This window comes from Duncaniella sp., from assembly GCF_029054785.1.
Lineage (GTDB): Bacteria > Bacteroidota > Bacteroidia > Bacteroidales > Muribaculaceae > Duncaniella.
The window spans coordinates 5301-17347 of the sequence record NZ_JAIDEN010000080.1 but is presented as its reverse complement, the minus strand read 5'-3'; the positions used below and the strand labels follow the sequence as shown (position 1 = coordinate 17347).

Sequence of the window (12047 nt, the reverse complement as noted above, 5' to 3'; positions counted from 1 at the left end):
CTCCGCGCAGGTATCAACGCCGGCATCGACATCGACGCCTTCGCACCCCGTCTGTCGTTCTTCTGGGCGATCGGCATGAACTACTTCATGGAAGTAGCCAAGATGCGTGCAGCCCGTCTGCTCTGGGCCAAGATCGTCAAGCAGTTCAACCCGAAGAACCCCAAATCGCTCGCACTGCGCACCCACTCGCAGACTTCAGGCTGGTCGCTCACCGAACAGGACCCCTTCAACAACGTAGGCCGCACATGTATCGAAGCAATGGGAGCCGCTCTCGGCCACACCCAGTCGCTCCACACCAACGCGCTTGACGAAGCGATCGCTCTCCCGACCGATTTCTCTGCACGTATCGCACGTAACACCCAGATCTATATCCAGGAAGAGACCCTCGTCACCAAGCAGATCGACCCGTGGGGCGGCAGCTATTATGTAGAAGCCCTCACCAACGAGATCGCACACCGCGCATGGGAACACATCCAGGAAATCGAAAAGCTCGGCGGTATGGCCAAGGCAATCGAGTCAGGTCTGCCCAAGATGCGCATCGAGGAGGCTTCGGCCCGCACTCAGGCCCGCATCGACTCAGGCCGTCAGACAATCGTCGGTATCAACAAATATCGTCTTGACCACGAAGATCCGATCGACATCCTTGAAATCGACAACACAGAAGTGCGCAAAGACCAGGTTGCACGTCTTGTCGACCTTAAGGGTCACCGCGACGAAGAGGCAGTCAAGAAAGCCCTCGCCGCCATCACCGAATGTGTCCGCACCAAGGAAGGCAACCTCCTCGACCTCGCTGTCAAGGCTGCCGGTCTGCGCGCCACTCTCGGCGAGATTTCCGATGCCTGCGAAGATGTAGTAGGCCGTTATAAAGCAGTAATCAGAACTATTTCAGGCGTGTACTCATCAGAAACCAAGGCTGACCCTGATTTCGTCAAGGCTCAGCAGATGTGCGAAGAATTCGCCAAGCGCGAAGGTCGTCAACCCCGTATCATGATCGCCAAGATGGGCCAGGACGGCCACGACCGCGGCGCAAAGGTTGTAGCCACAGGCTATGCCGACTGCGGATTCGACGTCGACATGGGTCCACTGTTCCAGACTCCCGCCGAAGCAGCCCGTCAGGCTGTCGAGAACGACGTCCACATCCTCGGCGTCTCTTCACTTGCCGCAGGCCACAAGACCCTGATCCCGCAGGTGATCGAAGAGCTTAAGAAACTCGGCCGTGAGGACATCATGGTGACTGCCGGCGGTGTGATCCCCGCTCAGGACTACGACTTCCTCTACAAGGCAGGTGTGGCCGCCATCTTCGGCCCCGGCACCCGCATTCCGGTTTCAGCAATCAAGATGCTCGAACTCCTCGAAGGAGAGGAATAAAAGACAGAATACCCCCACGCCATCGTAAGATGGCCCAGTAGGGACGCTTTTTAAAGCGTCCGCGTCCTGACGGATTGAACCTCAGGCAATTGCGGACGCTTTAAAAAGCGTCCCTACTGCAATAACCAATTGCATATCAAATGGATAATTTTACCTTTTGCACCCCTACGCGCTATCTCTTCGGCCGTGGGGTAGAGAATGAGTCCGGAAAGCTCTGCAAGACTGCCGGCTGGAAGAAAGTAATGATAGTCTACGGCGGAGGTTCCGCAGTCCGTAGCGGCCTGCTTGACCGTGTCGGCCGCTCTCTTGCGGCTGAGGAGATTGTCTCTGTCAGACTTGGCGGAGTCAAACCGAATCCGACCGACGATCTTGTCTACGAAGGGATCCGTCTCTGCCGCGAAGAGGCTGTCGACGCCCTTTTAGCCGTAGGCGGCGGATCGGTGATCGACACTGCTAAGGCTATTGCCTGCGGAGTGCCATACGCCGGCGACTTCTGGGACTTCTTTGCCGGAAAGGCCGTTGTAGAGACCGCATTGCCTATCGGCGTAGTGCTCACGATCCCCGCCGCCGGGAGCGAGGGGAGCGGTAACTCGGTCATCACACGCCTCGACGGCCTGCACAAACTTTCACTCCGCACCGAGACCGCTCTGCGCCCGAAATTCGCCTGTCTGAATCCCGAACTGACCTTTACGCTTCCGCCATATCAGACAGCAAGCGGAATCGCCGACATGATGGTCCACATCATGGAACGTTATTTCTCGCCGACTGAAGAGGTCGAAGTCACAGACCGCCTTGCCGAGGGGCTGCTCAAAGCCATAATCGCCGAGGCTCCGAAAGTGATGGCCACGCCAGACGACTATGACGCCCGTGCCAACATAATGTGGAGCGGAACTCTCGCCCACAACGGCATCTGCGGATGCGGCCGCCGCGAAGACTGGGCCTCTCACTTCATGGAGCATGAACTGAGCGCGGTCTACGGAGTGACCCACGGGGCCGGACTTGCCGTGATCGTCCCCGCGTGGATGAGTTTTGTCGCCGGACAGAAGCCAGCGAAAGTAGCTCAGTTCGGACGGCGCGTATTCGACGTACAGGCCTCTGACGACGTCGAGGCCGCACGTGAGGCCGTCAGCTCACTGCGTGGATTTTTCCGTTCGATCGGCCTCCCGGTCACCATGAAAGAACTTGGCATAGATGCGCCCGACATAAATCTGTTGGTCAGAAAACTTCATGAAAACAAGGGGCCGGTGGTCGGAGCCTACATTGCCCTCGGTCCGGCTGAAACAGAGTCGATCTATCGTCTTGCGGTTCAGTGATGGGCGGAGAGGCATACAAATCACCGTTTTTGATGTGAAAATTACGGAGAATGGCAGATTTTTTTTGATTATGGACGAAAAATCCCTTATCTTTGCATATTGAGACAGAACGCCTTAAATTGAAAAATCTTAAAATTCTATACCTTATTACAATAATTTTACCTTACAACATGAAAAGATTTGCAATATGCACTCTTGTTGCATTGCTTTGTTCAATGGTCGGCCATGCAGTCGAAACCATAGACAAGCTTGAAGCATTTCCTGGAGCTGAAGGCTATGGACGCTATACGACAGGAGGTCGCGGTGGAAAAGTACTTAAAGTCACAAAACTGACTGATGACGGCTCTGAAGGAACTCTCCGTTGGGCCTGCAATCAGGCCGGCGCAAGAACAATTGTTTTTGACGTTTCCGGAAATATCCATCTGGAGAGTCCGCTTGATCTTAAAAATGACAATGTGACTATTGCGGGCCAGACAGCGCCCGGTGATGGAATCTGCATTGCCGACTATCCGTTTTCAATAAAAGCAAACAATGTGATCATCCGTTACGTCCGTTTCCGTCTTGGCAACAAGAATGTGACTAAGGATGGCGCTGACGGCTGGGACGGTCTTGGTGCTCTTGATCAGCGTGACATTATCGTGGACCACTGCTCTGTGAGCTGGAGTATCGATGAGTGTCTGTCGTTCAGCGGAACTCACAACACGACTGTCCAGTGGTGTATCGTCTCTCAGAGTCTTGTAAACTCCGGACATACAAAGGGCAATCACGGTTATGGCGGCAACTGGGGAGGCGAATACGGTTCCTATCACCATAATCTCCTCGCGCACCACACTTCGCGCGCACCTCGCCTCGGCCCGCGTCCGACAACTCAGCTCAATGAAGTGATGGATATGCGTAATAATGTCATGTTCAACTATTCAGGTGAAAGCTGCTATGGCGGTGAAGGCATGAACGTGAACATTGTCAACAATTATTATAAGCCGGGACCCGGAAATAAGTATGTCAATGGTTCCAACAATAAGAAATACCGTATTGCTGGTGTCGGAATCCGTACTGTGGACTACGTTGTAGACAAGGGCAAGACTGCTGCGGCTTACAATGCTGTGATGGGAACATCTTATTCAAGCAGCAGTGTGTCAGGTTATTTCAGAAATGGCAAACCGGGTGTGACCATTGCCGGAAAATATTACGAAATAGCTGATGACAACACTATCACAGCTGACGGCAAGACAATTACTGTTGTCTGGAATGCCTACAAACCGGCTCTGCACAAAGTCGGCACATATTATGTGGACGGCAATAACAACTACAAATTCCCTGAGGTCGCAAATGACAACTGGGGCCTTGGAATGTATAATCAGATCGATTGGAACAAATGGGACGGTCTTGCATCGACTCAGTCTCTTCAGAACAATCTCAAAGAGGATCTGAAACTCGAACGTCCGATTGATTTTGTCTACACGACAACCCATAGCGCAAATGACGCTTATGCAAAAGTCATCGCTTATGCCGGCGCTTCGCTTAAGCGTGACGCTCTCGATGCGATGATTGTCGATGAGGCTGTTGAAAATAAGGCTGCGTCGACCGGTTCAGGTCTTGACGACGGCTTTATCAATACTCCGGATGACATCAGATATCCTGACGGAACAGAACTTGAAGAAAATCTTCCCAAACTTGTAAACGGAACTTCTAAGGTTGATACCGACGGCGATGGCATACCTGACGAATGGGAACTTGAAAACGGGCTTGATCCAAACGATCCGAAGGATGGCGCCAAGGCATCGGCATCGGGGTTTACAAATCTGGAACTCTATCTGAACTCTCTGGTTGAGCATATAACCGCAGCGCAGAATGAAGCCGGAAAAATGCTCAATGGCGATCTGACTTTCGCTGACGATGCTGTCGAGCTCCCTAAATACGAAGCTCCTGTTGTCGAGACATTCGAATATGAGATCTCGAAAGCGACCAGTCAGATGGAGGGAGGTGCTCCTCTGCCGTTCTTGTTTAATGATGGAATTTCGGTGACTTGTACGGATGCCAGCCGCAAATATTCAAACGGATCGAAATCGACAGCCGATTATGTGAAATTCGGTTCCGGAGCCAACAGAACATGGACAATCAAGCTGCCGGAAGGTAAAGTTGCCACTGAAATAACAATTACAGGCTGGGCCAACAATGACAATAACGTGTCCTATGTCGCATCGGTTAACAACGATAAGTTCGGTTCTTCGGACTATGTTCTGCCGCTCAGAAACATAAACGATGCCGCTACACACACAATCAAGGTGTCTGAACCGTCAAATGCAGTGAATGTGATGTTCGGCGGATCGGAAGTCGTGATCCAGATGAGAATCAAGGCCGCGACTGCCGGTGAATCAGGCATCGAGGACATTGTAATTGATCCGGCTAAGCCTGAAGGCAACGGCAAGATCTACAATATCATGGGTGTCGAAGTCAAGGAGCCGCTTCTCCCCGGCATCTATATCCGTGACGGCAAGAAATTCCTGGTCAAGTAATTGACGGAATATAATTATAATCATATAGAAAATATGATTGAAATGTAGGGACGCTTTTCAAAGCGTCCCTACATTCTGTGATAAAACAATGAATGAATTTTTTATTCTGAAATCATGATGAAAGGGATGCAGATACTGACAGCCGGACTGTTGCTGGCTTCAGGTGTTGTCATGGCGGCTCCGCCTGACGGGTTTCCAAGGTCCATGCAGGACCGTCCGCATAAGGAGAAAAAAGAAATTGTTCCGTCACAGTGGGTGAGGCCCGCAGTGGCGGCTTTTCCCGGTGCCGAAGGGTTCGGAATGTGGACCACCGGCGGACGTGGTGGCAAGGTCTATCATGTCACCACTCTTGAGGATTCGGATCAGCCGGGTTCGTTCCGCTATGCCTGCAATCAGAGCGGGCCGCGGACAATCGTCTTTGATGTCGACGGGACTATTTTTCTGAAATCGCCTCTGAGACTGGAAAATCCGGATGTGACGATTGCGGGGCAGACCGCGCCGGGCGACGGTGTCTGCATTGCCGACTATCCGTTTCTGATTCAGGCCGACAATGTGATTGTCCGCTTCATGCGTTTCCGGCTCGGTGACCGGGAGGTGGCTCATCATGAAGGTGACGGCCTCGGCGGCAGCGGACACCGCAATGTGATGGTGGACCACTGTTCGGTCAGCTGGAGCATCGACGAGTGTATCTCAGTCTACGGAATGACTGATTTCACCGTTCAGTGGTGCATCGCCTCCCACAGTCTTCACAACAGCGGTCATAAGAAAGGTGCGCACGGCTATGGAGGCAACTGGGGCGGCAGCGGTGCAAGCTATCACCACAATCTTGTGGCCAACCACACCTCGCGCACTCCGCGTCTCGGTCCGAGCCCACACACCCAGACCGATGAACGCATGGACCTGCGCAACAATGTGATCTACAACTACGGATCAAACGGTTGCTACGGAGGCGAGGGGATGACGGTGAATATCGTAAACAATTATTTCAAGCCGGGCAAGACACCCAATAAAATGCCTGAGCGTATTGCCGGACCCGGTATCCGGACAGTGCAGTATTGTCTCAACGGACACGGTCTGGCCGGTGAATATAATGAACGCTTCTCGACAGCCCTGACCCGCGACGATGTGAAAGGGCTGAGAAAGGGCGGTCCGTCGAAAGGTGTGAACCGTGTCAGCATCGGTGGACGCACGTTTGATATCGACATGACTGACAACAGCGTCGATGTCGACGGCGAGCGGCTGAGTGTCGGTTGGAACGTGTGGCGTCCCATGCTCCACAAATGGGGCCGCTTCTATGTAAGCGGAAACCAGAACAGCGCAATCGCTGCCGTGGGGGCCGACAACTGGGGTCGCGGAGTCATGCGCCAGATCAATCCCGATAACTGTGACGGTTACTGGGACAAGAAGATCGCTGATGAAATCCGTCTTAAGCGACCGATGGACTTCGAGACGGTCACAACCCACAGTGCGCGTGAGGCATACGAACGTGTGCTTGACTGTGCCGGTGCGTCGCTTCGGAGGGATGCCTATGACGAACTTGTCATCCGTGACGTGCGTGACGGCAGCGCGACTTTTGGCGACAAGGGTATTATCGACAGCCAGAACGACATCGTCTATGCCGACGGTTCGCGCGGATGGCCTGTGCTGGAAAGCGCGCAGGCTCCTGCCGATTCTGACGGCGACGGAATGCCTGACGAGTGGGAAAAGGCCAACGGTCTCAATCCGGAAGATGCTTCTGACGGTGCCCGCATGACCAAATCTGGTTATACAAATCTGGAAGTCTACATGAATTCGCTTGTAGAAGATGTGATGAAAGCCGGACTGGCCGGCGGAACACCTCAAGAGCAGATCCGCGCAAGCTCGGCAACTGAATTCGGACGCAAGTTCGAAGAGAAGACTCTGCGTGTCGACTATCTCTTCACCGCTACGCCGGAAGGAGCCCGCGGTGTTTCCCTTGCCTCACAGTCGTGCATGGACGGATGGGCAGGCAGACGTCACCGGATGTCAGAACTCCCTCTGACCGGCAACGGGATTGTGACTGTTGTTTCCGAGGCTGACGGCGACACTCTTTACCGGACATCGTTCTCATCGCTCTATCATGAGTGGCTGACAACGGACGAGGCATCTGCCGTGGCAAAGGCTTTTGAACATACCGTATTGCTCCCTTATCCCTCTGCGCCTGCACGGATCAGCATAGAACTGCTTGACAACCGCCATCGGCCTATGGCTTCGATGGAACACCGTTTTGATCCGAAAGACATCCTGATTTCAAGGAAAGGGCATGGACGGGTGCCGGAGTACCGCTATATCCATCGCGGAGGCGATCCGAAGACAGCAATTGATGTTGCCATCCTTGCCGAGGGCTACACAAAGGCTGAGATGGACAGCTTCTATCGTCATGCCCGTGTGGCTGTCGATGCAATCCTGTCTTATGAACCGTTCAGATCGCGGGCCGACAAGTTCAACTTTGTCGCCGTAGGCACTCCGTCGGATGATTCGGGTGTCAGTGTGCCGCGCTTCGGCGACTGGAAATCGACGGCATTTTCCTCGCATTTCAGCACATTCTATTCCGACCGCTATCTCACGAGTCTGCATGTCAAGGACATAAACGACGCATTGGCCGGAATCCCCTATGAACATATCATCATACTTGCCAACACTCCCGAATATGGCGGCGGAGGCATCTACAACAGCTATACGCTGACAAGCTCGCTTCACAAAAGTTTCCGCCCGGTGGTGGTCCATGAGTTCGGTCACAGTTTCGGAGGACTTGCCGACGAGTATTTCTATGACGCCGAGCCGAATGAAGACGCCTATCCGACTGACGTCGAGCCTTGGGAGCCGAACATCACAACTCTGGTTGATTTCGACAGCAAATGGAAGGAAATCCTGCCCGAAGGAGTTCCGCAGCCGACACCGGTCAGCGAGGCTTCCAGATGGCCGGTAGGAGTCTATGAGGGCGGGGGCTACGTGGCTCGCGGAGTCTATCGTCCCGCCGACAACTGCCGTATGCGCACAAACACGGCTCCTGAATTCTGTCCGGCCTGTCAGCGGGCTCTCGCCAGACTGATTGATTTCTATGCTGAATGAAAACAGCCGGTATTTCTGGTGCAGAAGATTTCCGGAAAAGCGGTGCTGACCGCTGGACTTCCTGTTGGAATCTTACCGGAACTCAGCGGCAGAACCATACATAAATCTTCTGGCCGTGCATTCATAATTATAAATGGCTGAAAAGTTTTGATAAATAAATTAAAATCCTTACCTTTGCACCGCCATTACGAATCTACGCGCCCTACCAGCGCATAAGATAACTTCTGACAACAAAAAAATCACAATAATAAAATGAAAGCAGATCTCCATCCTTCCAACTACCGCGAAGTAGTATTCAAGGACATGTCGAACGATGAAATCTTCATCACCCGCTCCACTGTCGCCTCTAAGGAAACCATCGAAGTTGACGGCGTGACCTATCCTCTGGTCAAGCTTGAAATCACCAGCTCGTCACACCCCTTCTTCACCGGTAAGCAGAAGCTCGTCGATACTGCCGGTCGCGTGGACAAGTTCATGAGCCGCTACGGCAACCGCAAGAAGAAATAATCCAAAATTCTTCAACGGAACAAAGAATCATCCGGCGTCAAGCAACACTTGTTTGCATGACGCCGGAGTTTTTTATGTCTTTTTATCTCCGGTTGGTTGAAATTTTGATCTCACCCTCAAGGCTTATCGAAGAATTTGACGTATCTTTGTAGATGTTTTTAGCTATAAAATCATGAAATTCCGTAGACTGACCATATCCGCTCTCACCGCCATCGCCGTGGCGACCGGCCTGTCGGCTGATGCAGCCGTGAAAGACCTGCCTGTCAAAGTTATAAACGGCCATTCCTATCATTACTACACGGTAGAGAGCAAGGAAACAATCTATTCTCTCTGCCATAAGTTCGGCATCAGCAAGGATGAGCTTGTGAAGTTTAACCCATCGGTTGCCGACGGATTGAAAGCCGGCACCATGTTGTTTTTCCCGGTTGAGGAAAATGAGATCCTGACACCGGACAATGCCGGACGTCATGGCGTCAGCCTGGTCAGTCACACTGTTGCCAAGGGTGAGACAATCTATGGGATTGCAAAGCGCTACGGACTCACAACCGATGTGCTGATCGAACAGAATCCGATTGTGCGTGAGGGCCTCAAGGCCGGTCAGACGCTTCATCTGACAGTTCCGGTCAAAGCCTGTGACGAGCAGTCGGCGAGCACCGGATGCGGAGTTACGGTTGCGTCTCAGTCACAGGGAACCGAAAACCGTGTGGCGCCCTCCGGTTACATAGTAAAGAAGAAAGAGACATTCTATTCGATCGCCAATGCCCACGGGATTACAGTTGAACAGCTTGAGGCTGCAAATCCGGGTATAACTGTGCTTAAGGAAGGACAGGTGCTGAGTATCCCGGCTTCGCAGAGTGCATTGGCCGATGCTTCTCAGCCTGCGTCTCCGTCGATTCCGGTAGGGGCTGACGGGACAGTGAGTGTCGATGATTTCGCACGTGCGTCGGGAGTTGATCCTAATGCAAAAGAGGAACTTTCGGTAGCTCTTGTGCTGCCTTTCATGCTCAATGAAGAGACTCCCTCCAAGAGCGCACAGAGATATACGGAATTTTACAAGGGATTTCTGATCGCTGTTGACAGTCTGAGAAACAACGGTGTGCCTGTGAGAGTTACGGCCTATGATTCGGAAGGATCCACCTCAAAGGTGCGTCATCTGACATCTGACAGCACTCTGCGGACCCATCGGATGATCATAGCTCCCGATGCAGCCGACCAACTGGCTATACTTGGCGATTTCGGGCGCGAGCATGGCATAAAGGTGTTCAACGGCTTTATAGTCCGCGATGAATCATATCAGACCAATCCTGCGGTCATGCAGGGTACAATACCCTCTCAGCAGATGATCGACAAGGCTGCCGAGGCAATTGCCGGACGCCTGTCTTATTCGACTCCGGTGTTCGTGTCTTTGGCTGACGGCGCCAATGCCGACAAGGCGGATTTCATCACCGCTCTCAAACGGCGCCTGGAGTCAAAGGGTGTCAAGTGGCTGACTGTTTCGGCGGATTCAAAACTCGCTGCATCGGATCTGAAGACACTGAAAACTGACGGCAACTATACGTTTATACCGCTTTCAGCACGCCAGAGCGATCTCAACCGCATCATGCCGGCAATTATAGAATGGCGTGACGAGACCGGTTTGCCCGGAGTCAAGATGGTCGGTTATCCTGAGTGGATCACTTTCCGCGGAGAGACTTTGCAGAACATGCATAAGCTGAACACGACGGTGTATTCGCGCTTCTTTGTCGACGACGACAATATACGTACCAGAAGGCTTGAAGACCGCTTCAAAGGATGGTATGGAGCCGGGATGGAGAATGCCGTGCCCCGTCAGGGTCTGCTCGGTTTCGATACCGGAATGTTTGTGCTGGACTATCTGAAGAATCCGGTGGCAAGATATGACGGCGTGCAGAACGGCTATTCGTTCCTGACACCGGAAGGTGCGGAGGGCCAGTGCAACAATGTGCTTTATCTGATCAACTTCCGCTCAGGAGGACAAATAGAAAAAATCAATCTCTGATGGCTGCTAACAGATTTGTCGGAAAGGGCTGCATCGCTCTGCTTTTTGCTTTGGTCCTGCTGTTGCCCTTCGGAGTCAGCGCCCAAAGAGAATATTCGCCGAATTTTTCAATAGGCGGTAAGGCGGGCGCTACTCTCTCTCGTGTGTCTTTCAGTCCGGAGGTCCATCAGAAATTCACTCAGGGGCTGACGATGGGTGTCGCGTGCCGTTATACTGAGGAGAAGATTTTCGGCCTGATCGGAGAGATCAACATCACGCAGCGCGGATGGGCCGAGGATTTTGCGAGAGACGAGGCCCCGGAATTTCAGTATGAACGAACGTTGACCTATGTCTCGATCCCGGTGCTGACCCATATTTATTTCGGATCGCAGAAATTCCGAGGATTCATAAATCTCGGACCTGAGGTTGGCTTTATGATCGGGAATTCGATTGACGCGAATTTCGATTATAACAATCATGAGAATATACCTGAACTTCATAAGAAATATCGAAACAATGCGCAGCTGTCAATGGCGATAGACCGCAAATTTGACTACGGTATTGCCGGTGGTGCGGGTATCGAGCTGCTGGTCAAGCGCAAGCATTCGATCATGCTTGAAGGACGATATTATTTCGGACTCGGCAACATCTTCAAGGATTCGAAGCGTGATTTTTTTGCTGCCTCGCGCAACAATTCGATCGAGATTTCGCTGAAATACATGATCCGCGTGAAGTGATGAACGGAATACGATAAAAGCAAAGATGCAGTCCGGAACAGATGGCTGCTGAAAGAAATGATCAACGGTTCCTGCCACTCGATGGAGTGCGGCAGGAACCGTTTTTTTCTGTTGAGAGACTGGCTATTGATTTGTGGAGACGGTCAGTCTTCGGGAGATTGTCGGACGGACTCTCATTGCCTGGTTATGAGATCTCGGACTTCCGACGGAGGTTCGGGAATCCGGAGGCTGTCTTCGATGGCGGTGTCCTTTTTCTCTTCCTGCGGAGTGGCGGGGGCAGAGACGCAGACAGGAATGCGTTCCCAGATACGGTCGGGAATGAGACTCCACAGTCGCACTGCGATGTCCCAGCGCCAGTCGACAATACAAAGTCTTTTGCGTTTGATGATGGCGCGGATTATCGAGGCTACGGCGTGGTCAAGATCCAAAGTCATCGGATAGGCTCTGTCGGGGTTGAGAAGCGGAGTCCGGATCCAGCCCGGACGGATGTCTGTGAAAGAAATGTCGAGTCCCTGCATTC

At 52.6% G+C, this 12047-nt stretch carries 7 protein-coding genes and 1 pseudogene; 7 read left to right on the top strand and 1 reads right to left on the bottom strand.

Annotation, left to right across the window (positions count from 1 at the left end):
• The 7 genes from K2H17_RS05095 to K2H17_RS05065 form a co-directional block, all read left to right on the top strand.
• A partial coding sequence (locus tag K2H17_RS05095; protein WP_300132178.1) for a methylmalonyl-CoA mutase family protein occupies positions 1–1368 on the top strand: 1368 nt, incomplete at its 5' end.
• Positions 1369–1508: 140 nt separating this feature from the next.
• Positions 1509–2681 carry an iron-containing alcohol dehydrogenase gene (locus tag K2H17_RS05090; RefSeq protein ID WP_300132175.1) on the top strand — a complete coding sequence of 391 codons (1173 nt, stop codon included), beginning with the start codon at positions 1509–1511 and terminating at the stop codon, positions 2679–2681.
• A gap of 215 nt (positions 2682–2896) precedes the next feature.
• Complete coding sequence (locus K2H17_RS05085) at positions 2897–5197, top strand: thrombospondin type 3 repeat-containing protein (RefSeq protein WP_300132181.1); 2301 nt, start codon at positions 2897–2899, stop codon at positions 5195–5197.
• Positions 5198–5311: 114 nt separating this feature from the next.
• Entirely contained in the window at positions 5312–8287 is a 2976-nt protein-coding gene (locus K2H17_RS05080) for a M64 family metallopeptidase (protein ID WP_300132173.1), read from the top strand.
• A gap of 252 nt (positions 8288–8539) precedes the next feature.
• Positions 8540–8794 carry a type B 50S ribosomal protein L31 gene (locus tag K2H17_RS05075; protein WP_107033022.1) on the top strand — a complete coding sequence of 85 codons (255 nt, stop codon included), beginning with the start codon at positions 8540–8542 and terminating at the stop codon, positions 8792–8794.
• Positions 8795–8966: 172 nt separating this feature from the next.
• Positions 8967–10811 carry a LysM peptidoglycan-binding domain-containing protein gene (locus K2H17_RS05070; protein WP_300132171.1) on the top strand — a complete coding sequence of 615 codons (1845 nt, stop codon included), beginning with the start codon at positions 8967–8969 and terminating at the stop codon, positions 10809–10811.
• Complete coding sequence (locus tag K2H17_RS05065) at positions 10811–11527, top strand: porin family protein (RefSeq protein WP_300132169.1); 717 nt, start codon at positions 10811–10813, stop codon at positions 11525–11527. The genes K2H17_RS05070 and K2H17_RS05065 overlap by 1 nt, the downstream gene beginning before the upstream one ends.
• Before the next feature lie 173 nt (positions 11528–11700).
• Here K2H17_RS05065 and K2H17_RS05060 read toward each other — a convergent pair.
• Positions 11701–12047: pseudogene (locus tag K2H17_RS05060) on the bottom strand (hypothetical protein); the annotation flags it as partial.